A 21992-nucleotide genomic window follows, 5' to 3' on the forward strand; every position below is an offset into this window, starting at 1 on the left:
CAGTGCGCTAGGGCTGCGGTCGCGGTGGGGACGGCGGGGACGGCGGCCGCGGCGGGAGCTGGACCATGACCGTCGCCGACGTGGACCCCGTGGCGGGGGGAGCGGGCGGCTCGGGCTCTCCGGCGGGTGGGGGCCCGGGCTCGGGCTCCGGCGCGACCAGCTCGGCGGCCGGCGCCGGCTCGACCGGCTCGACCGGCACCGGGGCCGGATCGACCGGCTCGGCCGGCACCGGGGCCGGCTCCGGCTCCGGGGCCGGCGCGGCAGGGAGGTCGAGCGCGACCGAGCGCAGCACCCCGTCGAGCACCTCGGCGACCGACCCGTACGAGGCCGCCGGGGCCGTGGCGGTCGCGGTGACGCCGGTGCCGCCCGCGGTCGCGCAGACCTGCACCTGCACCACCCGCGTGCCACCGGAGGCCGTCCAGGAGAACAGCCGCGCGTAGGCCGGGCCCGAGGCCAGCGGCACGACGGTGAGCGCGTGCTGCTGGTACTGCGGGTACTCGGCGGCCAGCCGGTCGCCCCGGCCCTGCGCGTACTGCTCGGTGCCGACGTCGGGCGGCAGCGGCTCGCGCGTCACCACGACGTCCGCCTGGCCGTCGGGCGCCCGCAGCGTCCACGACTCGGTGACCGACCAGCCCTCGGGCACCGCCGCGCGCAGCCGGCTCGTGTTCTGCGTCGGCCCGCTCACGACGCCGTCCCCACCTGCAGCAGCGCGGGCAGGGAGCGCAGGGCTCCCGGCGGGGCCGGCCGGCCGGGTGCGGTCAGCCGGCCGTCGCGCAGGTCGAGCAGCGGCGCTCCCGGGAGCGGCGCGGTGACCACGACGGCGTCCCCGGCGGCGGCCACGACGGTCACCGGCTCCCGGGTCTGCAGGACCGGGCGCAGGGGCGCCCCACCGGTTCCCACGCACAGGACCGCCGGCTGCTCGGGCCCGGCGAGCGCGTACCAGCGGGCGCCGGTGCGCGGGTCGGTCGCCGCGCTGCCCTGCGCGCTCCTCGGGGTGGTGGCGATCGACGTCCACGCCCCGTCGCGGAGCTCGTACAGCTCGGTGCCCGAGCCGTCGGCGGCCACGGCGACGGCCGCGGGCACCGGGCCGGGCAGCAGGCGGGTGCCCACCCGGCCGGCCGACGGGGGTCGGGCGCCGTCGACCGCCGGTCCGGCGGAGTCCCCGGTGAGCAGCAGGTCGCCGTGCCGGAGCCGGGCGGTGGTCCACGGCGGTCCGCCGGAGTCGGTCTGCAACGCCAGGGCCCCCTCGGCGGTGACGGTGAGGTGGTGCTGCGCCGGGCGGTCCCACGCGTCGCGACCGGGGACGGCGAACCAGAAGCCCTCGCCGCGGGTGTCGGCCGGCGTCGGCTCGACCCAGCCGGGCAGCTCGGTCGGCGCCGAGGCGGGGTAGATCCCGCTCACCGGAAGGTCGGTCTTCTGCCAGGGGTTGCCCATCGGGTCGGCGAGCCGGGCCAGCTCCAGCCGGTGCAGCTTGTAGCGGTGCACCGTCGCGCCCTGCGCCGCGGCGCGCCGGCCGGCGTCGTCGGGCGCGTCGGCCGGCCCGGCCGCCTCGGTGACGAGCACGTGCACCGTCGCGGGGGAGGCCACGAGCTGCAGCGCGCCCTCCGGCGGGAAGGTCGCCCGGTGCAGCAGCTCCAGCCCCGCGTCCAGCACCAGCAGCTCCCGGCCGACCAGGACGGCGGCCCCGCCGCGGTGGACGACGCACTGCTGCGGGGCGCCGGGCAGGTCGAGCCCGGCATCGGGGGCGGTGGCGCCCGGCGGGAACCGGCGCAGCTGCCAGCGGCCCTCCCAGTCCGCGCAGGCGGCCAGCACCCCGGCCTCGGTGGCGCCCGCGGTGTGCACCAGCGGGGCGAGCACCCCGGGGTGCCGGGCGAGCTCGAGCACCGGCGTGGAGACCGGCCGGTCGCCGGAGCCGGGGACGCCGAGCGGCGCCTGCGCCTGCGGGACCGTCGGCGGACGGGCGGTCACCACCAGCGGCGGCTCGGGGTCGGGGGAGAGCTCGGGCGCCAGCTCCCCGACCGTCCCGGCGAAGACGGCGGTCAGCCGGCCGGCCGCGGTCACCGTCGTCCCGGCCGCGGGGACCTCGGCGAGCACCTCGGGAGCAGCGCACACGTCGAGGGCCAGCCCGGAGGTCTCGACGGTGAGCACGGTGAAGGCCCGGCCGGTGCGGCCCGACGTCCGCCGGGCCGCCGCGCGGACGACGCCGGTGACCTCGGCGACCGGCTGGTTCGCGGCGCAGGACAGCGCCGCCGGCCGGTCCGTGCCCCCGGTCGTCACCCGCTCGGCGGCCAGCGACAGCCGCAGCCGCACGGTGCGGCCCCGGCGGTAGGCGCCCGGGCCGGCGTGGGCGAGGTCGACCAGCCCGGTGACCACCGGCACCGGCTCCGCACCGGGGACCTCGGCCACCAGCCGCGACCGCCAGAAGTCCTCGCGGTCGGCCAGCAGGTCGCGGACGACCACGGCCGTGACCGGCGCGGCCCAGAAGCCGGGGACCGCGCTGTCGCCGTCCCCCTCGGCCGAGGTGACCCCGAGCAGCGCGCCGCTGGGGTCGACGTCGAGGTGGAAGGTCACGCCCTCCACGGTCGGCGACAGGGGGAGGCGGCTGCGGCGCACCGCGAGCGCGTGCTGCGCCAGGTCGGTGTCGTCGCCGCCGACGCTGGCGTACGGGGTCGGCACGGGCACTCCTGCTCGTCGCGCGGGCGGTCGCCGCAGCATGCCACGAGGGCCTGGGGTCGGCGGGCGCTCCGGGCCGCGCCGCCGTCCCCCGACCTCGGCGCGTGGTGGACGGGCAGGTCGTCGACGTCGACGGCGGCCGGCTGCTGACGGCGCCGAGGCCCCCGCGCCGGGGTCTAGGGTGGCGGCGGGCTGCGGTGACAGGCCGCGCCTCGTGTCGTCCGAACGGGAGGCGGGAGTCCGTGGCGCTGCCCGCCGTGCCGCCGGCCGACGACCCGCTGCCCGTGCCGGTCCTGGCCGGCTGCCTCCCGCTGCCGGACGACGCGCCCGTGTCGGAGGCGTCGGACGAGGCGTTCGAGCGGTTCGTCCGGCTCGTCCGGCTCCAGCTGGGTGTGCCGGTGGCGCTGGTGTCGCTGGTGACCGCCACCGAGCAGGTCTTCCCGGGCGCCGCCGGGCTGCCCGAGCCGTGGGCCACCACCCGGCGGACGCCGTTGAGCCACTCGTTCTGCCAGCACGTCGTCGCCTCGGCCCGCCCGCTGGTCGTTCGCGACGCCCGCGTGCACCCGCTGGTCGCCGACAACCTCGCCGTCCCCGAGCTCGGGGTCGTCGCGTACGCCGGCATGCCGCTGACCGACGTCGACGGCCGCGTCGTCGGGTCGCTGTGCGCCATCGACACCCGGCCGCGCACCTGGACCGACGCCGACCTGGCGGTGCTGGCCGACCTCGCCGGGGCCTGCTCCGACGCGCTGCGCCTGCGGATCATGGAGGCCCGTGCCGTCCGCGCCGCCGACGTCGCCCGCCGCGAGGTCGAGCGCACCCGGCAGCTGCTGGCCGAGCGCAGCCGCATGGCCGAGACGCTGCAGCGGGCCATGCTGCCCCGGCTGCCCACGCCGCTGGGCCTGGCCCTGGCCGGCCGGTACCTGCCCGCCCACTCGGCCGACCAGGTGGGTGGCGACTGGTACGACGGGTTCTGCACGCCGGAGGACGCCACCGTGCTCGCGATCGGCGACACCGTGGGCCACGACATCGCCGCCGCGGCGGACATGAGCCAGCTGCGGACGCTGCTGCGCGGGTACGCCGTCGACCGCTCCGAGGTGCCGTCGGAGACGATGACCCGGCTGGACCGGGCCCTGGCGCAGCTGCCGGTGCAGGCCATCGCCTCGATCCTGCTGGCCCGCATCGAGCCCGGCGCCCGGCGCGGGCACCGGCGGGTCCGGTGGACCAACGCCGGCCACCCGCCGCCGCTGCTGGTCACGCCCGGCGGGGACGTCCGGGTGCTCGCCACCCCGCCGGACCTGCTGGTGGGCGTCGACCCGGACCGCCCGCGCGGGGACCACACCGTGGAGCTGCCGCCGGCCTCCACCCTGCTGCTCTACACCGACGGGCTGCTCGAGCGGCGCACCAGCGGCCGCAGCATCGACGCCGGGCTCGCCGAGCTGGTGGCCAGCGTGTCGGCGGCGGGGGACGCCGACCCGGAGACGCTGCTGGACCGCGCGCTGGAGCCGGTGCTCGACCGCCACGAGGACGACATCGCCGCCCTCGCGATCCGGGTGCTCCCGGCGGCCTGACCGCCAGGAGCGCCCGGGACGCTAGCCTCGGGTCGCCAGGAGGGCTCGCCTAGTGGCCGATGGCGGCGGTCTTGAAAACCGCTATGGGGTTACACCCATCGTGGGTTCGAATCCCACGCCCTCCGCTCCGCACCCGGCGCGGCCCTCAGGCCGCCGGCGCGAGGACGACGACCTTGCCGGTCAGCCCGCCGGCGGCGGCGCGCGCGTGGACGGCGGGCAGCTCCTCGAGCGGGACCCGCTCCGCGACGTCGACCCGCAGCTCGCCGCCGTCGACCAGTGCCGACAGCTGCGCCAGCTGCCCGGCGTCGCTGCGGACGAACAGGTCGACGCCGCGGACACCCCGCTCCTCGTCGCCGGGGGCGGGCATCCACACCGTCGTGTTGACCAGGACGCCGCCGGGCCGGACCAGGCCCACGAGGGCGGCCAGCCGGGCGGGCTCCACCGGCGCCAGGTTGAGCGCCAGGTCGACCGGCTCGATGCCGGCCGCGGTCACGTCGGTGGTGGTGTGGTCGACCACCTCGTCGGCTCCGGCCGCCCGGACGCGCGCGGCGCTGCCCGGCCCGGCCGTCGCGACCACCTGCGCCCCGGCCCGCGCGGCCAGCTGGACGGCGTAGCCGCCGACGGCCCCGCCCGCGCCGTTGACCAGCACGCGCTGCCCGGCGGTGAGCCCGCCGTGGTCGAACAGCGCCTGCCACGCGGTGAGCCCGACCACCGGCAGCGCGGCCGCGTCGGCCAGCGGGATGCTCGCCGGCGCCGGCGCCAGGATCTCGGCCGGCGCGAGGACGTACTCCGCCGCGGCGCCGGTCCCGGTCATCGGCAGGAAGCCGACGACCCGGTCGCCGACCGCGACGCCGTCCACGCCGGCGCCGAGGGCGTCGACCGTGCCGGCGACGTCGAGACCAGGCGTGTGCGGCAGCGCCACGGGGATGGGGCCCTGCATGAACCCGGCCCGGATGTTGCCGTCGACGCCGTTGAACGACGTCCCGGCGACGCGGACGCGCACCTGGCCCTCGCCGGGGACGGGCAGCGCCACGTCCTCGAGGCGCAGGACGTCGGGGTCGCCGTACCGGTGGAAACGCACTGCCTTCATGACCGGACCTCACTCTGAGTCGCATCGGGCTGCTTCGAATTCGAAGTAGCTGTCGGCGACGGTAGACCTGCTTCGGATTCGAAGCAAGTAGGCTCCCGGCATGGCCGACGACCCGCCGCCGCTCGACCGCGTCCAGCTCGGCGCCTACTTCGCGCTGATGGAGGTCGCCGGGCTGCTGCGGCACGCGGTCGAGCAGCAGCTGAAGGAGGCCGGCGGGCTGAGCTACGTGCAGTTCCAGCTGCTGGCCCGCCTGGGCCTGGACTCGCCGTCCGGCAGCAGCCGCATGACCGACCTGGCCGACGGCGTCGTCTACAGCCGCAGCGGCCTGACCTACCAGGCGGGGCTGCTCGAGCAGGCGGGGCTGGTGGTCCGTGCGCCGTCGCCCGACGACGAGCGCGGCGTCACCGTCACCATCACCGACGCCGGGCGTGCGCTGCTCGCCGACGTCCTGCCCGGCCACGTGGCCGTCGTCCGCGACCTGCTCCTGGCGCCGCTCTCGCGCGAGGACGTGGCGGCCCTCGCCGACCTGCTCACCCCGGTGCGCGACCACATGCGGGCGGCGCCACCCCGCTCGGCGGCGCCCCGCCGCCGCAGGTCGGGAGCCTGAGGACCCGCCCACGGGACCCGCCGGGCGTGTACGACTGACCCGTGATCGAGGACTCGGTGCTGTCGGCGCCCGTGAACCTGCGCGACCTCGGGGGCATCCCGGCGGCGGGCGGCACGGTGCGCCGGGGCGTGGCCATCCGCGCCGACGACCTGTCCCTCACCCCGCGCGAGGACGCCGAGACGCTGGTCGAGCAGGGGCTGGCCGCGGTGATCGACCTGCGCACCCCCGGCGAGGTCCGCGCCACCGGCCGCGGGGTCTTCGGCGAGCTCCCCGTCGCCTACCACCACCTGCCGCTGATGCCCGGCCTGCGGCCGTCCTCCGGTCCGGGCGCCGGGGTCGACCCGCGGGACCCGGTCGGCATGGGCGGCATGTACGCCGACCTGTTCTCCTCGGCCGCCGCGAACATCGTCACGGCCCTGGCCGTGCTCGCCGTGACGCCCGGGGCCGCGGCGTTCCACTGCTCGGCCGGCAAGGACCGGACGGGGGTCCTGGCTGCGGCGTTCCTGCTGACCCTCGGCGCGGACGACGACGACGTCGTGGCCGACTACGCGCTCACCGGCGCCAACATCGAGGCGATCGGGCGCCGGCTGCAGCCGCTCATGAGTGCGATCCTCGCCGCGCACGGCGTCGACCGGAACACGTTCACCCGCACCGCGATCGGTCAGGACTTCTCCGCGACGGCCATGGAGACCGCACTGGCCGCGCTCCGCGCCCGGCACGGCGACCCGCTGCAGCCCCTGCGCGCCGCCGGGCTGACCGACGGGCTGGTCGAGCTGCTGCGCCGGCGGGCGGTCGACCCCGACCGCTGACGCCCCCGGCCCGCCCCGCGGGTGCGGGACGGGCCGGGGGACGGACGACGCTCAGCCGAGCAGCTTGGCCTTCTGCGCGGCGAACTCCTCCTCGGTGAGGATCCCGGCGTCGCGCAGCTCGCCGAGCTTGCGCAGCTGCTCCACCAGGTCCGGCTTGGCCTCGGCCTGCGGGGCGGGCGCCGGCGGCTGCGGGGCGCCGTAGGCCATCCCCGGGTTCACGTGGTGCACGTACTGCGACTGCCGCTCCATCGTCTTCTTGTGCCGCGCCTCGCTCACCAGCGGGGACAGCAGGTCGAACACGTGGTGCGGGTTCTCGATGTTGTCGAGGACGACCTGGCCGCTCGTGGTCCCGCTCTCGAGGACGCCGGTCAGGTTGAAGGTGTCCTGCGAGACGCCGTACGCCGGGTCGTCGAGGCCGAGGACGAGGTCGCCGACGTCCTTGCCGCGCTGCCAGACCGCCTGCCGGATGTCCATGTCGCGGACCGCCCACAGCGGCACGCTCTCGGTGCGGGTGCCGAGCAGGCCGCTCTCGATCCAGATGCGGTCCTTGGTGATCCGGTACCGCGCCTTCGCGACGCCGGCCGCGCCGGTGGCGCCGCCCTTGCTCTCGCCGAACCACAGCGTGTTCGGGTCGTTGGCCCACTGCTCGGTGCGCTTGGCCGACTGCTCGGCGAGCTTGGCCTTGCCCTGCTCCGCCACGGCCTTGCCCTGGTCGGCCACCTGCTTGAGGCGGTCCTTCCAGCTGGGCTTGGCCGCCGGCGCCTGCTGGGGCTGGGCGTAGGGCTGCTGCTGGCCGTACTGCGGCTGCCCGTACGGCTGCTGCGCGGCGGTGCCGGCGGCCGTCGCGCCGTAGCCGGCCGGCTGGGTCTGGTCCGGCTGCGCGAAGCCGGCCTCCGACGAGCCGTAGTACTGCACGTTCGCGTCACCCGGCGGCGGCGGGGGCGGCGGGGCCGCGGCACCGGGCAGCGGCAGGTCCGGGCTCGGCGCGTCGATGCCCGTCGTCCCCTGGTCCGAGACGTGCTCGGTCCAGGCGCTGCCGTTCCAGTAGCGCAGCTCGTGCGACCCGCTCGGGTCGGGCAGCCAGCTCGCGTCGACCATCAGATGTCCCTCCAAGTTCCCGGGACCTCCCCGGTGACCGCGACACTGTGCCAGCGGCCCGCCCGCTCGGGAACACCTCCGGACGCGGTGCGCGGACTCCCCCGGACGGGTGGTGGCGGCCTCCTGCGGGAACGGGCCGGTGCCGATTCCCCGGGGGTGAGGCTGCCGTCGACCTTCCGGGCACGCGACGCGCGGAGCACCGTGCGCTCCGCCGTCCTGATCGTCTGCGTGTGCGCCGTCGTCCTGGTCGTCTTCACCGGCTTCGGGCCCAACGCGGTCAGCGCGACGTCGCGGGCGGCGTCGGTCGGCGGTGCGCTCGTCCTCCTGGGCGTGGCCGGGGTGTGCCGGCTGGCCCGTCCCGAGACGCTCGACCGGCGCGGGGCGTTCGTCGCCATCGGCGTCGGCGGGGCGCTGCTCGTCTGCGTGATGAACGTGCTGACCCGCGACCCGTCGGCCGCCGCGCAGGCGTTCCTGGCGTTCCCGGTGCTGTGGGCGGCCACCCACCTGCGGCGCGGGGCGGTCGTCGTCGTCACCGGGGCGGCGATCGCGGGCGACGCGGTCAGCCTGCTGCTCCTGCTCCCCCTGACCGAGGCGCTGGTCGACGTCGTCTTCTTCGGCGCGGTGCTCGTGGTGACGGCGGCCATGCTGGACCGGGCCGCCGCGGTGCAGGACCGGCTGGTCGCCGCGCTGCAGCAGCAGGCGACGGTCGACTCCCTGACCGGGCTGCTCAACCGGCGGGTCTTCGAGGAGGCCCTCGAGCACGCCCTCGACCGGGCGCCGCACCGCGAGGGCACCGCGCTGGTGCTGCTCGACGTCGACTCCTTCAAGCAGATCAACGACCGCCACGGCCACCCCGTCGGCGACGACGCGCTGATCCACCTCGCCGGGCTGGTGCGCCGGGTGGTCCGCGCCGGGGACGCCGTGCTGAGCCGGCTCGGCGGGGACGAGCTCGCCGTCCTGCTGCCGGGCTGCCCGCCGCGGGTCGCCACCGAGCGGGCCGAGGCGCTGCTGCAGTCGGTGCGCGCGACGCCGCTGCGGCTGCCCGACGGCGGGCTGCTCGCGCTCTCGGTCAGCGTCGGCGTCGCGCACGCGCCCGTGCGCTCGGGCGACGTCCGCACCCTGTACGCCGCGGCGGACGCCGCCCTGTACGCGGCCAAGCGCGACGGCCGCGACCGGGTCGCGGTCGCCGGCTAGCCGTCAGGACCGCGGGCCCCGCAGGTTCCGCGCCGCGGCGGCGAGCGTCCGCGCGGTGAGCCGGCCGTCGGCCAGGCCGAGTGCGACGACGTCGTCGAACACCCGCTGGTCGGCGGCGGCGCCGCGGACGGCGGCGTCCATCAGCCGCGGCCACCGCGACAGCTGCGAGGCCGTCGTCGTCGCCCGCAGGTGGCCGCCCAGCCGCCGCTCCAGCGCCGCGCGGTAGGCCGCCCCGGCGTCCGCGCCCGCCGCGGCGGCGGCCCCCGCGAGCGCCCCGGACAGGACGGCGTAGAAGATCCCCTCGCCGGTCAGCGGGTTGATCAGCGAGGCGGCGTCCCCGGCGAGCAGCACCCGGCCGTCGGGCTGCCGGCGCCGGCCGGTCGACAGCGGCAGCCGGTGCGCGCGCAGCTCCCCCGGCTCGACACCGGGCAGCAGGCGGTGCAGGCCGGCGACCAGCTCGGCCCGGCTCGCCCCGCCCGACACCAGCTCGCCGTAGCCGACGTTGGCCCGCCCGTCGCCCAGCGGGAACGACCACGCGTAGGCCGGCCACCGCTGCTCGGTCAGCACCAGCGCCTGCGCGCCCGGCCGCAGCCGTGGCTCGGGCGCGTAACCGCGGATGGCGACGGCGATGCGGTCGTCGCGCGTGCGCGGCAGCCCGAGCGCCCGGCGGACGACGGACTCGGCGCCGTCCGCCCCGACGAGCACGCCCGCGCGGACGGCGTCGTCGACCACCACCCCGCCGTCCTCGACCACCAGCGACCGGACCCGGTGGCGGCGGAAGGCCGCGCCGGCGGCCAGCCCTGCCTGCAGGATGCGCGCGTCCAGCACCTCCCGGGGGACGACGTGCGACGGGCGGGCGGTCTCCCGCTCGACCACCGCGCCGCGCGGCGCCCGCAGCGACAGCCGCGGCACGGCCGGGTACCCGTCGACCAGCGCGTCCGGGTCCGCGCCGAGGACGGCGAGCACGTCGAGCGCCTCGGGGGCGATCCCGTCGCCGCACACCTTGTCGCGGGGGAAGTCGGCGCGGTCCAGGACCAGCGCGGTCAGGCCGGCCCGCCGCGCGGCGAGCGCCGCCGCCGCGCCCGCCGGGCCGCCCCCGACGACGACGACGTCCCAGGTCTCCACCCGGGGGACGCTAGATCAGCGGTCCTGGGCCAGCAGCGCGCGCCAGCTGTCCCGGTCGTGGGCGGCGGGCACGGTGTCGCGGAGGAACTCCGCCACGACGCGGCAGAAGCGCGCGGGGTCGTCGACGTGCGGCCAGTGCCCGGCGCCCTCGAAGACCTCGACGCGGGCGCTGGGCACGAGCGCGCGGACGGCGTCGGCGTGGCTGGTCGGCACGATCGGGTCGCGGCTGCCCCAGATGACCAGCATCGGGATCGCGTCGGCCAGGTAGAGGCGGTCGAGCGCGGTCACGGCCTGGCCGCGGGCGTCGACGACGCTGCGCAGGGTCCGCAGGAACGCCCGGCGGGCCTCGACGTCCTTGAGCGCGAGCAGCGCCTCGCCGGCCTCGGCCAGGTCCCGCGCCTGCCGCCACCCGGCCACCCGGCCGACGCCCTCGACCACCCGCAGCCCCGCCCGCAGGACGCCGGAGACGCCGGCCAGCCCCGTGAGCACGAGCTCGGCGCCGGGAAGGGTCGCCGCCCGCAGCGTGGCCGACAGCTCCGGGCCGAGCCCGCCGCTGCCGACCAGCACCAGCCGCTGGCAGCGCTCGGGGAACTGGTAGGCGAACTGCAGGGCCACCCCGCCGCCGAGCGAGTGGCCGACCACGGTGACCTGCTCGACGTCGAGGACCGACAGCAGGTCGCGCATGCCGTTGGCGTAGCCGGCGATCGAGTAGTCGCCGCGCGGCTTGTCGGAGTCGCCGTGGCCGAGCAGGTCCGGCGCGATGACGGTGTGGTGCTCGGCGAGCGGGCCCAGCACGCCGGCCCAGGTCTGCGCGTTGTTGCCGATGCCGTGGATGAGCAGCAGCGGCGGGCCGCTGCCGGCGCGCAGGAACGCCCGCAGGTGGCCGTGCACCACCCGGGTGTCGCGCACGATCCGCACCGGTCCAGTGGAGCACCGCTGGTTTTCGACGGCGTTACGCCCCGGCCCCCTCGAGGGGTCAGGGCGGCGTCGGCGTCCACTTCCGCGGCGGGTGCTCGTAGGACTCCACGAAGGCCAGCAGCCCCGCCGCGTCATTCACGACACCGAGGGCGTCGAGGCGGCGGCGGTCGAGGTAGCCGTCGTCGGCCATGCGGCGCAGCTGGGCCAGCAGCGGCTGCCAGAACCCGTCGACGTCGACCAGCACCGTCGGCTTGGCGTGCAGGCCGAGCATCCCCCAGGTCCAGGCCTCGAACAGCTCCTCGAGCGTGCCGGCGGCGCCGGGCAGCGCGACGAACGCGTCGGCGAGCTCGGCCATCCGCGCCTTGCGCTCGTGCATCGACGCCACGACCTCCAGCCGCGGCAGCCCGGGGTGGGCCAGCTCGTCGTCCACCAGGTGCTGCGGGATGACGCCGACCACCTCGCCGCCGGCGGCCAGCGCCGCGTCGGCGACGACACCCATCAGCCCCACGTGCCCCCCGCCGTAGACGACGCCCACGCCGGCGCGGGCCAGGTCGGTGGCGAGCGCGGCGGCCGCGGCGCGGTGGGACTCCGGCCCGCTCTGCGAGCCGGTGAAGACGGCGACCCTCATGCCCGCGGCGCCAGGACGTCCTCGACGAAGCCGTTGACCTGCTCGGTGATCACCCGCGGGAAGGTCTCGAAGGCGGCGGCCTTCTCCGGGGACGCGTCGTAGGCCTGCACCGCGGCGGTGAACGCGGCCTCGTCGCCGTCGTACGCCACCGCCCACGTGAAGGTGTCCAGCGCGTGGTCGGCGTAGGCGGACACGACGCGGAAGCCGAACTGCTCCCGGACGGGCAGCACGGTGGGGAACCAGGCGAGGAACTCGGGCAGGCGGCCGGGCTCGAGGCGGTAGCGGCGCAGCTGGACGGTGGTCACCGCGTCGATCCTGCCAGCGCGGCGGTGCTGTTCACTGGGCGGCGTGGTGTTCTCGCCGACCGACGGCTGGACGACGTGCGACCTCGGCCACCGGCACTGGGGGCGGGCCGGCGCGGCCGGGCTGCTCCTGCACCGCGACGGCGACACCGGCCCGGAGCTGCTGCTCCAGCACCGCGCCGAGTGGTCGCACCACGGCGGCACCTGGGGCACGCCCGGCGGGGCGCTGCACCTGGACGAGGCGCCCGAGCGCGGCGCCCTGCGGGAGGTGCGCGAGGAGCTCGGCCTGGCCGAGGACGACGTCGTGCTCGGGGCGCGGTCCGTCGACGACCACGGCGGATGGGCCTACACCACCGTGCTGGCCACCCCGGCCCGCCCGATCGAGCCGGCGGACCTGCGGCTGGACGGCGAGAGCACCGCGGTCGGCTGGATCCCGCTGACCGAGCTGGAGCGGGTGCCGCTGCACCCCGGACTGGCCGCCTCCCTGCCCCGCCTGCTGCCGCTGCTGCTCGCCTAGGCGCGGGGGTCCGTGGGCGTCAGGGCGGCGGATCCCCTCCGCGCACCGGGGCGACGAGCGCGCGGTGGTCGCCGACGGCGAGGACGGTCGCGGTCCCGGGGCCGGCGGGTCCGGCGCCCAGCGACACCAGGTGGTCGAGCTGCACCCGGGGCCCGGCCGCCGGGAAGGTGGCCGCCGCGACCAGCGCGACGCCGCCCAGCAGCCGCGCGGGCAGCCCGCCGGGCAGGTTGAGGTCGCCGGCCACCACGACCGGGCCGGGCAGCGTCGCCGTCCAGCGGCGCAGCGCCCGGAGCTGGCGGACCGCGGTCGGCGGGGAGAAGGACAGGTGGGTGCCGACGACGGTCAGCCCGTCCAGGACGGCGGCGACGGCGACCCGCGGCTCGTCGGGGACCCACCACCAGCGCGGCCGGCCGGTGCGCGGGTCCGGCGCCCGCACCGGCAGCCGGGCCCGCCCGCCGCCGAGGCCCAGGACCGCCCACCGCAGCACCGGCCGCCGGCTGACCAGGGCGATGCCGTAGAGGGGGCCCGGGACGGCGTCGCCGGGGCCGCGCAGCACCGGCGGGTCGACCGGCGTCCAGCTGCGCACCGGGCCCGGGGTGCCGGCGACCGTGGCGGCGGCCCGCCAGTCGGGGGCTCCGAGGGCGGCGGCGACCACGGCGGGCTGGTCGGCGCCCGACGAGCGCGGCTGCCCGGCGTCGAGCTCCTGCACGGCCAGCACGTCGACGTCCAGCCCGTCGAGGGCCGCCCGGATCCGCTCGGCGGGGAGGACGCCGCCCGAGGGGCCGCGGCCGGAGGCGAGGTTCAGCGTGCCGACGCGCAGCACCGGACGGTCGGCCACCCGCCGGACGGTACGCGGCGGGGCCGGACCGGTCCGTCCGGGGCGGCCGAGGTGGTGCGGCCGGCCACCCGCACGGCTGACCTGCACTGGAGCCCCGACGGAAACCATGTGACAGTGATGTGTGACACGGTTACGCGCGGGTAAGGGAGGCGCCGTGAGCAGCCGTCAGAAGGCGTCCGGAGCAGCAGGACGCTCCTCGTCGTCCCGTTCCGCACCGCGTGCCACCGCTGCGCGGGCGGCCGCCGACCCCGCCGGGCTGGCGGCCGACCGCCGCAACTGGCGGGTGCTGATGACCGCCGCCGTGGCCGGCCTCGTCGCCGCCCCCGTGCTGGCCCTGTCCGGCACCGGCGCAGCCGACGCGGACGACACCGCGTCGGCCGCGGGTGGCGCCGGCGGCGGCAGCGGCGCGGTCGCGGGCGGCCCCGACACGTCGGCTCCCGGCGGCTTCGGCCGGCTGTCCCCGCTGATCGGCGCCGAGGGGCTCGACGGCTGGCCGTTCACCACCGTCATCGGCCCGGCGAACGCGGCGCAGTTCCAGAGCCTGAGCACCGCCACCGGCCGGCTGACCCAGGCGCTCGGCGGCACGGTCGCCGCCCCGGCGCCCGGCGGCGTCGGCGCGCTGCCCGGCGCTCCCGCGCCCGGCGCGCCGGCCCCGGGGGTCGCGGCCCCCGGCGCCCCCGCGGCGGGCGGCGGCAGCGGCACCGGCGGCCCCGGCGGTACGGGAGGCACCGGCTCCACCCCGGTGCCGGGCTCCGGCGGCGGGTCCACCACCCCGCCGCCGGTCTCCAGCCCGGCGCCGCCCGCCCCGGCCCTGCCCCCGCCGCCGCCGGTCGTGCAGCAGACGACGGAGGCCGTCGAGGAGACCCTCGGCGGCGTGACCGACGGGCTCGGCTCGGTCGTCGAGGGCGCGACCGGGGGCGATCCGGTGGGCGGGCTGGTCGACGGCACCGGCCAGGTGCTCGGCGGCGTGACGAACGGGGTCGGCGGTCTGCTCGGCGGGTGAGCCGGCCGGCGGACCGGCCGGAGCACCCTCGCCGGGCGGCACTACCGTGCGGGTCATGAGCGCGCGCGACGACGTCTCGGAGATCTTCGACGCGGGTGCGTGGCGGCCGGTCGAGGGGTTCGACTTCGCCGACATCACCTACCACCGGGCCGTCGACGCCGGCGTCGTCCGCATCGCCTTCGACCGGCCCGAGGTGCGCAACGCGTTCCGGCCGCAGACGGTCGACGAGCTGATCACCGCGCTGGAGCACGCCCGGCTGTCGACCGACGTCGGCTGCGTGCTGCTCACCGGCAACGGCCCCAGCCCCAAGGACGGCGGCTGGGCGTTCTGCTCCGGCGGCGACCAGCGGGTGCGCGGGAGGTACGGCTACGAGCACTCGGCGGGCTCGAGCGGCCGGCTGCACGTCCTGGAGGCGCAGCGGCTGATCCGGTTCATGCCGAAGGTCGTCGTCTGCGTCGTCCCCGGCTGGGCGGCCGGCGGCGGGCACAGCCTGCACGTGGTCAGCGACCTGACCCTCGCCAGCGCCGAGCACGCCCGCTTCAAGCAGACCGACGCCGACGTCGGCAGCTTCGACGGCGGCTTCGGCTCGGCCTACCTCGCCCGCCAGGTCGGGCAGAAGTTCGCCCGCGGGGTCTTCTTCCTCGGCGAGGAGTACAGCGCCGCGGACGCCCACGCGATGGGCATGGTGAACCGGGTGGTGCCGCACGCGGAGCTCGAGCGCACCGCGCTGGACTGGGGACGCCGGATCGTGGCCAAGAGCCCGACCGCCCAGCGGATGCTCAAGTACTCGTTCAACCTGATCGACGACGGACTGGTCGGTCAGCAGCTGTTCGCCGGGGAGACGACCCGGCTGGCCTACATGGCCGAGGAGGCCGTCGAGGGCCGCGACGCCTTCCTCGAGAAGCGCGACCCGGACTTCTCGCAGTTCCCCTGGCACGTGTAGGCCGCACACCGAGACCGCAGGAGGTCGCCGTGATCGTCGAGGTGGTGGGAGGCGCCGACCAGCGCCCCGAGGTGCGGGTCGTCGAGGTCGACGACCTGACCAAGGTGTTCGTCGCCGTGGGGGAGGCCACCGACGAGGAGGCCGGCGAGGCGCTCGCCGCCGCCGGGCTCGGCCGCCTCGAGGACGCCGACACGGCGGTGCTGGACGCCGCCGCCGTGCGCACCGCGGCCGAGCCGCAGGCCGGCGGCGCGGACTGGGCGGAGCGCTGGGAGCGCCTCGCCGCGTCCGCCGGGGACGACGGGACCCTGCGCGTACCGGTGCAGAGCGCCGCTGGTGCGTGACCTGGTGGCACACCACCGACTTGGGTGTGTGAAGCTCCGATCCTTGTGGTCGCTCCACTGAACGGCCAGGATGGCGCGCGTATGCGCCTGTAACAGGACGGGAGCGCGTTGTGAGTGGGACCCCCGGACGGCCGCTGAGCTCCGAGCTGTCGGAGCAGCTGCTGTCGGTCGCTGTCGACATCCTCGCCGAGGAGGGATGGGGTCGGCTCAACAGCGATCGCGTCGCTGCCCGGGCACGAGCGGGCAAGGCGGGCATCTACCGCCGCTGGCCGACGATGTCGGCCCTGGCCCGGCACGCGGTGAGCCGGTTCACGCTGGTCGACGAGCCGGCCGACACCGGCACCGTGCGCGGCGACCTGGCCTCGCTGGTCGACCGCTGGCGCCGGCCGCTGGACCGCGAGGAGCGGGCCGCGGCGAGCATCGTCGGCGCCGCACGCCACGACGAGGAGCTGCGCGCCGGTCTCGACGCCGCGCTCACCCGTCCGCTGGCGACCGCGGTCGCCGCGATCGGCGAGCGCGCCGCGGCCCGGGGCGAGGAGGTGCCCGAGGCCCGCCTGGCGCTGCTGGGCTCCGTCCTCGAGGCGTTCCAGTGGCAGCGGTACACCGCTGCCGGTGACGGCGCGATCGTGGCCGAGCGGCTGGACCGGGTCGTGGACGAGGTGCTGCTGCCGGTCGTCCAGGGCGACCGGCAGACCGCCGCCGCCTGACGCGGGCTCAGCGCTCGTCGCGCGGGTCCACCGAGTCGCTGGTCCGCAGCGCCGCCTCCAGGCCGGAGAGCACCTGCTCGGCCAGGGTGGCGGCCGCCTTGGCCCGGTCCGGCGCCTCGGTGGGGTCCGGGAGCGGCTGACGGGTCTCGGCGGCCACGGTGCGGGCGGCCGCCGTCCAGGTCGCGGCCACCAGCGCGGCGGTGAGGTGGACGTCGGGCGGCCGGTGCGCGCCGTCCGCGGTCGACCAGGCGTCGACCAGCGCCCCCTGCAGCCTCGCCCGGGACTGGTCGTTGAGCTCGCGCTCGCGCGCCTGCAGCGCGGGGGAGGCGGCCATCGTGGTGACCATGCCGCGGTGCGCCGGGTCGGCGAGCCCGGCGATGTGCGCCTCGATCTCCGCCACCAGCGCCGGGCGCAGCGCGGCCAGCGGCGAGACCCCCTCGGGCCGGTGCTGCACCGCCTCGGCCGGCGCGTCCACCCACGGGGTGCGCCCGGTGAAGAAGAGCTCCTCCTTGGTGGCGAAGTGGTTGAACACCGTCTGGACGGCGACGTCGGCGGTCGCCGCGATGTCGGCGATGGTCACCGCGTCGAACCCGCGCTCGGCGAACAGCCGCTGCGCGGTCTCCAGCACCAGTGCCCGGGTCGCCGCCTTCTTCCGCGCTCGGCGGTCACCCCCATCACTCACGGCTAACACGGTAACAACGCTGCGTAGTCCGCGCGTCCCGGGCGTCAGGAGCGGGTGGCCCGGCTCCAGTCCTCGGCCACGGTGCGCGCCCACGTCTCCACCAGCGTCTCGAGACCGACGACGTCGAGGTCGGCGGCGATGTCGGCCGGGGTCATCTGCCAGGCCCGCGGGCGCTGCGGCGCCGGGTCGGGGTTGGGCTCGTCACCCAGGCGGCGGACCAGCGTGTCGAGCACCGGGTGCACCGCCCGCGGGTCGGCCGGGTCGGGGTGCTGGGCGGCGTAGGCGGTGTCGGCCAGCGCGACGGTGACGGCGGCCCGCGGGTCGGCGGCGGCCTCCTCGCGCAGGCCCCGGGTCGTCTCCTCGAACAGCCGCCGGCACGCGGCGGCCGCGCCCGCGGGCCCGTCGGAGCCGGGGAGGGGCGCGAGCACCGCGCCGCAGCCGGGGCAGGCCGCCGGTTCCGGGGCGCCTCCGGGAGCCGGGGCCGGGCCGGCGTGGGGTGCGGACACACCTCCATCGTCCTCCTGCCTGGGCCGATCCGCCTCGCCGGCCGGACCCGGTGGGCCGCCGGCCGCGCCGTCCGGGGAAGCTGGGGCCGGCGTCGGCGCAGGTGCGGAAGGAGACCGGGACCCGGTGAGGACCACAGGAGCGGTGCTGTTCGAGCCCGGCACGGAGTACCGGGTCGTCGACCTCGAGGTGGTCGACCCCGGGCCGGGCGAGGTGCTGGTCGAGATGGCCTACGCCGGCCTGTGCCACTCCGACGAGCACCTGCGCCACGCCAACCCCGGCGGCTCCTACCCGATCGTCGGCGGCCACGAGGGCTCCGCCGTCGTCCTGGCGGTGGGGCCGGGCGTCACCCGGGTCGCGCCCGGCGACCACGTCGTCACCAGCTTCCTGCCGGCCTGCGGGCACTGCCGCTACTGCGCCACCGGCCGGTCGAGCATCTGCGACGCCGGGGCCACGATCGCCACCGGGCAGCTGCCCACCGGCACGCTCCCGTTCCGGCTGGACGACGGCCGCGAGCTCGGCGGGTTCTGCATGGTCGGCGCCTTCGCCCGGCACTCGGTGCTCAGCGAGTTCTCCTGCGTGCGCATCGACCCGTCGGCGCCGCTGGACGTCGCCGCGCTCCTGGCCTGCAGCGTGCCGACCGGCTGGGGCTCGGCGGTGTACGCCGGCGGGGTGCGGCCCGGCGACACGGTCGTCGTCGTGGGGCTGGGCGGGGTGGGCGTGAACGCCGTCCAGGGGGCGGCGCACGCCGGCGCGCTGCACGTCGTCGGCGTCGACCCGGTGGAGATGAAGCGGACGTTCGCGGAGTCCGTCGGCGCCACGCACACCGTCGCCGACGCCCGGGAGGCGGCCGGGCTGGCCCGCGAGCTCTCCCGCGGCACCGGCGCCGACGTCGTGGTGGTGACCGTGGGGAAGATGTCGGCCGAGGTGGTGGCCGACTCGACGCGCTGCGTCGGCAAGGGCGGCGCGCTGGTGCTCACCGCGCTCGCCGACCGCCCCGCCGACGGCATCGGCACCCTGAACGGGCAGCTGACCACGGTGTTCGAGCACCGCGTCCAGGGCTCGCTGTTCGGCAACTGCAACCCGTTCACCGACATCCCGCGGCTGCTGCGGATGCACGAGGAGGGCCGGCTGGAGCTCGACCGGCTGATCACCCGCCGGTACGGCCTCGACGAGCTCACGCAGGGCTACCGCGACCAGGCGGCCGGCGAGACGGTGCGCGGCCTCCTGGTCCACGGCTGACCCCCGACGGGGTTGCGGGGACGGCGGGGCGGGCAACGGTGCGCCCATGGCCGCCTCCGCGATCGCCGTCCTCGACGTCGACGGCACCCTCGTCGACACCAACTACCAGCACGCCCTGGCCTGGTACCGGGCCTTCCGCTCGCTGGGCGAGACGTTCCCGATCTGGCGGATCCACCGGCTGATCGGCATGGGCGGGGACCAGCTGGTCGCCGCGATCGGCGGTGACGAGCTCGAGGAGCGGATCGGCGAGCAGGCCCGGGAGCGCTGGGTGGAGGAGGCCGACCCGCTCATGCGGGAGGTGGCCGTGCTGCCCGGCGCCCGCGACCTGCTGCTCGCCGTGAAGGAGCGCGGGCACCGGCTGGTGCTGGCCAGCTCGGGCAAGCCGCACCACGTGGACCTGTCGCTGGACCTGCTCGACGCGCGCGACGTCGCCGACGCCTGGACCAGCAGCGAGGACGTCGAGAACACCAAGCCCGCCCCCGACCTGCTGCAGGTGGCCCTGCGCAAGCTCGGCGCACCCGAGGACGCCCCGAGCGTCCTGGTCGGCGACTCGGTCTGGGACGTGAAGGCCGCCGACAACGCCGGGATGCCCGCCCTGGTGGTGCGCTCCGGCGGCTTCGGGGACGACGAGCTCAACGACGCGGGCGCCGTCGCGATCTACGACACCCCCGGCGACCTCGCCGCCAAGCTGGCCGACACACCCCTCGCCTGACCGACGTCCGGCGGCCTCCCCGCACCGCATACTCGTGCGGGCTGCCGGCCGGGCAGCGACGCACGCGGGGGGAACGGTGGGGATTCCGAGCGGCTCGACCGTCGGCGGGTACGGCATCGTCCGGCTGCTCGGGCAGGGCGCCATGGGAGCGGTGTATGAGGCGCGGCACCCGACGCTGCCGAGGTCGGTCGCGCTCAAGGTGATGAACCCCGGGGTCGCCCGGTACCCCGGGGTGCGGGAGCGCTTCGAGCTTGAGGCCGACCTCCTGTGCACCCTCGAGCACCCGAACGTCGTCGACGTCCTGGACAAGGGGCAGGACGGCGACCACCTCTTCATCGCGATGCGCTTCGTCGACGGGACCGACCTCGACACCGCTCTGCGCGAGCGCGGGCCGTTCCCCCCGCAGCAGGCGGTCGACGTGGTGGCCGCCGTCGGCCGGGCGCTGGACCACGCGCACGCCCGTGGGCTGCTGCACCGCGACGTGAAGCCGGCGAACATCATGCTTCGCCGCGCGGACGGGGAGGCGGTGCTCACCGACTTCGGCATCGCGAAGAACCTCGCGGCGACCGCCGGGCTGACCGCCCAGGGGGCGCTGCTGGGGACGATCCCGTACTCGGCGCCCGAGCAGCTGGACGGCCGCGCCACGAGCGGTCGGGCGGACGTCTACTCGCTCGGCGCCGTCCTGTTCGAGCTGCTGACCGGTCGCCGGGCCTTCCCGGTGGAGGAGCCCGGCCCCCTGCTCGCCGCCGTGATCACGGGTCCGGTGCCCGACCTGCGGGAGCTGCGCCCGGACCTGCCACCGGCGCTGGCCGCCGTCGTCACGAGGGCGATGCAGAAGGACCCGGCCGACCGCTTCGCCACCTGCGAGGAGCTGGCCACCGCGGCCCGGGCTGCGCTGTCGGCCGCCCCGCCGACCACCGTGGGTGGTGCGACGGCGCAGGTTCCCCCGCCGCCCGTGCCCTGGTCCTCCCCGGCTCCGGTCGGCCGGGTCCCGACGCTGCGCGACCCGCACCCGGGCCCGCCCCCGCCGGCACCGGGACCCGAGCGGGGCTCGAGGCGGTGGATCCTGGTCGTGCCGGCCCTCGCCGTGCTCGCGGGCCTGGTCGCCGCGGTCGTCGTCCTCCTGGGTGGGCGGGACGACGGCGCCGGCGGGGGGACGGCGACGGACGGCGGCTCACCCGGTTCTTCGGCGGTCCCGTCCGCGCCCGCCGGCGAGGAGCCCGCTCCGGCGACGGCGACGGCGGCCGCCCTGGCCGTGGGGGACTGCCTGGACGCGGCCTCGGCCCCGACCGCCTGCGACGGCGCCCACGCCGTGGAGGTCTACAGCGCCTCGGACTGCTCGCCCCAGGCACTGCTCCAGTACCTCGGCGGGCAGCCGGGCACCGACGTGCTCCGCCAGGACCTGGTCCTCGGCACCGTCGGCACGGCGTGCACCGTCGGCCTGCCGGACGCCGACCTCGACGGCTCCGCCGGAGGCGTGCTCGACGGCCGGGCCGACCAGTGGCGCCGCTGCCTGGCCGACGACGGTGCCGCCCTGCCGTGCTCGGAGCCGCACGCCGCCGAGGTCGTCTTCGAGCAGCAGGCTGCCACGGACCCGCTGAACTGCAGCGGCCGCGCCGGGGCGTACATGGGGGTGCCGTTCTCCCGGCACGACGCGGACCTCGTCGCGCGCGAGGCCGGGACGACGTGCGTGGTCGAGGTCCGCGGCAGCAACGTCCTCACCGCGTCGCTGCGGGACCTCGACCAGGGCGCGCTGCCGCTGGAGGCCGACTGACTAGTTGACGGTGGCCTCCGAGATCACGCCGACGACCGACCCGCGGCAGTCGGCGACCTCGTCGTCGAGGTAGAGGCGGAGGACCAGCGCGTTGACGCCGGTGACGTCGATGGTGAAGTCCTGCGTCTGGTTGAACGGCACGCTGCGGATGTCGCGCTGCTCGTTGTTCGCGAGGATCTCCACGACCATGTTCTGGTCGGAGCGCTGGCTGTTGTTCGCCTGCGCGGCGGAGAAGGTCAGCTCGCTGAAGTTGTTGCCCAGCCGCAGCTCCAGCGTCCGGTCGTAGGTGCTGCTCTGGCCGCACCCCTGCACGATGGAGCCGACACCGGGGACGTCCTGCTGGGCGGCGAGGTCGTAGCGCCGCTCCTCCCACTGGGAGTCGGCGTTGAAGAAGTCCTCCAGGCCCAGCTCACGGCCCTCGTCCTCCTCGTCGAGGACGCCGTCGTCGGTGGACGACGCACCCGCCGAGCTGGACGACGTCGTCGTCGCGCGGGACGACGTCGTCGCCGGGCTGCTGGTCGAGGTCTCGGCCGGCTCCGACGTCGTCTCGGGAGCGCTGCTGGAGGGCTGGCCGATCGGCTCGGAGTCCCCGCCACCGCCGCACGCGGTGCTCGTCAACGCCACCCCCAGCGCCACCGTCGCGACAGCCAGCGCCCGCCCGGTCCTGCTCACGTCCACCCCGTTCCCGGCCCGCACCCTGCGACGCCGCGGCTGCAC

Annotated in this window: 24 protein-coding genes and 1 tRNA gene; 13 read left to right on the forward strand and 12 right to left on the reverse strand. The window is 77.2% G+C overall.

Annotated elements, in window-relative coordinates:
- Positions 1-7: 7 nt before the first annotated feature.
- On the reverse strand, positions 8-685 hold the full coding sequence (locus ACI8AX_RS11650; protein ID WP_456549972.1) for a DcrB-related protein: 678 nt from the start codon (positions 683-685) through the stop codon (positions 8-10).
- Positions 682-2676: a hypothetical protein gene (locus tag ACI8AX_RS11655; protein WP_456549973.1), complete on the reverse strand. Its 1995-nt coding sequence runs from the start codon at positions 2674-2676 to the stop codon at positions 682-684. Before ACI8AX_RS11655 ends, ACI8AX_RS11650 begins: the two co-directional genes overlap by 4 nt.
- Before the next feature lie 239 nt (positions 2677-2915).
- On the opposite strand from ACI8AX_RS11655, the gene ACI8AX_RS11660 reads away from it, so the two are divergent.
- Complete coding sequence (locus ACI8AX_RS11660; protein WP_456549974.1) at positions 2916-4241, forward strand: PP2C family protein-serine/threonine phosphatase; 1326 nt, start codon at positions 2916-2918, stop codon at positions 4239-4241.
- A 38-nt stretch (positions 4242-4279) separates the two neighbouring features.
- Positions 4280-4366 (forward strand) — tRNA-Ser (locus tag ACI8AX_RS11665).
- A gap of 20 nt (positions 4367-4386) precedes the next feature.
- Here the strand turns inward: ACI8AX_RS11665 and ACI8AX_RS11670 are convergent.
- Positions 4387-5331, reverse strand: coding sequence for an NADP-dependent oxidoreductase (locus ACI8AX_RS11670; RefSeq protein ID WP_456549975.1), 945 nt, complete (start codon positions 5329-5331; stop codon positions 4387-4389).
- Positions 5332-5431: 100 nt separating this feature from the next.
- On the opposite strand from ACI8AX_RS11670, the gene ACI8AX_RS11675 reads away from it, so the two are divergent.
- Both ACI8AX_RS11675 and ACI8AX_RS11680 read left to right on the forward strand, forming a co-directional pair.
- The gene (locus ACI8AX_RS11675) at positions 5432-5938 is read left to right on the forward strand and encodes a MarR family winged helix-turn-helix transcriptional regulator (RefSeq protein WP_456549976.1); all 507 of its coding nucleotides are present in this window, start codon (positions 5432-5434) and stop codon (positions 5936-5938) included.
- Positions 5939-5979: 41 nt separating this feature from the next.
- The gene (locus tag ACI8AX_RS11680) at positions 5980-6747 is read left to right on the forward strand and encodes a tyrosine-protein phosphatase (protein WP_456549977.1); all 768 of its coding nucleotides are present in this window, start codon (positions 5980-5982) and stop codon (positions 6745-6747) included.
- Between the two features lie 51 nt (positions 6748-6798).
- Here the strand turns inward: ACI8AX_RS11680 and ACI8AX_RS11685 are convergent, their stop codons facing one another.
- Entirely contained in the window at positions 6799-7845 is a 1047-nt protein-coding gene (locus ACI8AX_RS11685; protein WP_456549978.1) for a PH domain-containing protein, read from the reverse strand.
- A 201-nt stretch (positions 7846-8046) separates the two neighbouring features.
- Between ACI8AX_RS11685 and ACI8AX_RS11690 the strand changes: the two genes are divergently transcribed.
- Positions 8047-9039: a GGDEF domain-containing protein gene (locus ACI8AX_RS11690; protein ID WP_456549979.1), complete on the forward strand. Its 993-nt coding sequence runs from the start codon at positions 8047-8049 to the stop codon at positions 9037-9039.
- A 3-nt stretch (positions 9040-9042) separates the two neighbouring features.
- On the opposite strand, the gene ACI8AX_RS11695 is transcribed toward ACI8AX_RS11690, so the two are convergent.
- Genes ACI8AX_RS11695 through ACI8AX_RS11710 form a run of 4 tightly spaced genes read right to left on the reverse strand, consistent with a single transcriptional unit; the run spans position 9043 to position 12015 of the window.
- Positions 9043-10164 (reverse strand): NAD(P)/FAD-dependent oxidoreductase, encoded by a 1122-nt coding sequence (locus tag ACI8AX_RS11695; RefSeq protein ID WP_456549980.1) that lies wholly within the window; start codon positions 10162-10164, stop codon positions 9043-9045.
- A 15-nt stretch (positions 10165-10179) separates the two neighbouring features.
- Positions 10180-11082 carry an alpha/beta fold hydrolase gene (locus ACI8AX_RS11700; RefSeq protein ID WP_456549981.1) on the reverse strand — a complete coding sequence of 301 codons (903 nt, stop codon included), beginning with the start codon at positions 11080-11082 and terminating at the stop codon, positions 10180-10182.
- A gap of 58 nt (positions 11083-11140) precedes the next feature.
- On the reverse strand, positions 11141-11710 hold the full coding sequence (locus tag ACI8AX_RS11705; RefSeq protein WP_456549982.1) for an LOG family protein: 570 nt from the start codon (positions 11708-11710) through the stop codon (positions 11141-11143).
- The gene (locus tag ACI8AX_RS11710) at positions 11707-12015 is read right to left on the reverse strand and encodes a hypothetical protein (RefSeq protein ID WP_456549983.1); all 309 of its coding nucleotides are present in this window, start codon (positions 12013-12015) and stop codon (positions 11707-11709) included. Before ACI8AX_RS11710 ends, ACI8AX_RS11705 begins: the two co-directional genes overlap by 4 nt.
- A 43-nt stretch (positions 12016-12058) precedes the next feature.
- Between ACI8AX_RS11710 and ACI8AX_RS11715 the strand changes: the two genes are divergently transcribed.
- Positions 12059-12529: an NUDIX domain-containing protein gene (locus ACI8AX_RS11715; protein ID WP_456549984.1), complete on the forward strand. Its 471-nt coding sequence runs from the start codon at positions 12059-12061 to the stop codon at positions 12527-12529.
- 19 nt (positions 12530-12548) lie between these two features.
- Here the strand turns inward: ACI8AX_RS11715 and ACI8AX_RS11720 are convergent, their stop codons facing one another.
- Entirely contained in the window at positions 12549-13367 is an 819-nt protein-coding gene (locus ACI8AX_RS11720; protein ID WP_456549985.1) for an endonuclease/exonuclease/phosphatase family protein, read from the reverse strand.
- Between the two features lie 154 nt (positions 13368-13521).
- On the opposite strand from ACI8AX_RS11720, the gene ACI8AX_RS11725 reads away from it, so the two are divergent.
- The 4 genes from ACI8AX_RS11725 to ACI8AX_RS11740 all read left to right on the forward strand — a co-directional run bounded on the left by ACI8AX_RS11725 (position 13522) and on the right by ACI8AX_RS11740 (position 16361).
- Positions 13522-14370, forward strand: a complete 849-nt coding sequence (locus ACI8AX_RS11725; RefSeq protein WP_456549986.1) for a hypothetical protein — start codon at positions 13522-13524, stop codon at positions 14368-14370.
- Positions 14371-14425: 55 nt separating this feature from the next.
- The gene (locus ACI8AX_RS11730) at positions 14426-15313 is read left to right on the forward strand and encodes a 1,4-dihydroxy-2-naphthoyl-CoA synthase (RefSeq protein WP_456549987.1); all 888 of its coding nucleotides are present in this window, start codon (positions 14426-14428) and stop codon (positions 15311-15313) included.
- Between the two features lie 29 nt (positions 15314-15342).
- The gene (locus tag ACI8AX_RS11735) at positions 15343-15654 is read left to right on the forward strand and encodes a hypothetical protein (RefSeq protein ID WP_456549988.1); all 312 of its coding nucleotides are present in this window, start codon (positions 15343-15345) and stop codon (positions 15652-15654) included.
- A 110-nt stretch (positions 15655-15764) separates the two neighbouring features.
- Positions 15765-16361 (forward strand): TetR-like C-terminal domain-containing protein, encoded by a 597-nt coding sequence (locus tag ACI8AX_RS11740; protein ID WP_456549989.1) that lies wholly within the window; start codon positions 15765-15767, stop codon positions 16359-16361.
- Positions 16362-16368: 7 nt separating this feature from the next.
- Here the strand turns inward: ACI8AX_RS11740 and ACI8AX_RS11745 are convergent, their stop codons facing one another.
- Positions 16369-17043: a TetR/AcrR family transcriptional regulator gene (locus ACI8AX_RS11745; RefSeq protein ID WP_456549990.1), complete on the reverse strand. Its 675-nt coding sequence runs from the start codon at positions 17041-17043 to the stop codon at positions 16369-16371.
- A 44-nt stretch (positions 17044-17087) separates the two neighbouring features.
- On the reverse strand, positions 17088-17549 hold the full coding sequence (locus tag ACI8AX_RS11750; protein ID WP_456549991.1) for a DUF5946 family protein: 462 nt from the start codon (positions 17547-17549) through the stop codon (positions 17088-17090).
- Between the two features lie 124 nt (positions 17550-17673).
- Between ACI8AX_RS11750 and ACI8AX_RS11755 the strand changes: the two genes are divergently transcribed.
- The 3 genes from ACI8AX_RS11755 (at position 17674) to ACI8AX_RS11765 (ending at position 21275) form a co-directional block, all read left to right on the forward strand.
- Complete coding sequence (locus ACI8AX_RS11755; RefSeq protein WP_456549992.1) at positions 17674-18789, forward strand: NDMA-dependent alcohol dehydrogenase; 1116 nt, start codon at positions 17674-17676, stop codon at positions 18787-18789.
- Between the two features lie 46 nt (positions 18790-18835).
- Positions 18836-19501, forward strand: a complete 666-nt coding sequence (locus ACI8AX_RS11760; protein WP_456549993.1) for an HAD family hydrolase — start codon at positions 18836-18838, stop codon at positions 19499-19501.
- Positions 19502-19577: 76 nt separating this feature from the next.
- A complete protein-coding gene (locus tag ACI8AX_RS11765; RefSeq protein WP_456549994.1) occupies positions 19578-21275 on the forward strand; it encodes a protein kinase domain-containing protein in 1698 nt (565 codons plus the stop codon).
- On the opposite strand, the gene ACI8AX_RS11770 is transcribed toward ACI8AX_RS11765, so the two are convergent.
- Complete coding sequence (locus tag ACI8AX_RS11770) at positions 21276-21947, reverse strand: hypothetical protein (protein WP_456549995.1); 672 nt, start codon at positions 21945-21947, stop codon at positions 21276-21278. It lies immediately after the preceding gene.
- Between the last annotated feature and the right edge of the window lie 45 nt (positions 21948-21992).

It is taken from the genome of Blastococcus sp. SYSU D00813, from assembly GCF_054050735.1.

Coding starts and splice junctions, on each gene's coding strand:
- ACI8AX_RS11670 (WP_456549975.1), bottom strand. CDS start 5,331: ATGAAGGCAGTGCGTTTCCACCGGTACGGCGACCCCGACGTCCTGCGC.
- ACI8AX_RS11675 (WP_456549976.1), top strand. CDS start 5,432: ATGGCCGACGACCCGCCGCCGCTCGACCGCGTCCAGCTCGGCGCCTAC.
- ACI8AX_RS11685 (WP_456549978.1), bottom strand. CDS start 7,845: ATGGTCGACGCGAGCTGGCTGCCCGACCCGAGCGGGTCGCACGAGCTG.
- ACI8AX_RS11705 (WP_456549982.1), bottom strand. CDS start 11,710: ATGAGGGTCGCCGTCTTCACCGGCTCGCAGAGCGGGCCGGAGTCCCAC.
- ACI8AX_RS11730 (WP_456549987.1), top strand. CDS start 14,426: ATGAGCGCGCGCGACGACGTCTCGGAGATCTTCGACGCGGGTGCGTGG.
- ACI8AX_RS11760 (WP_456549993.1), top strand. CDS start 18,836: ATGGCCGCCTCCGCGATCGCCGTCCTCGACGTCGACGGCACCCTCGTC.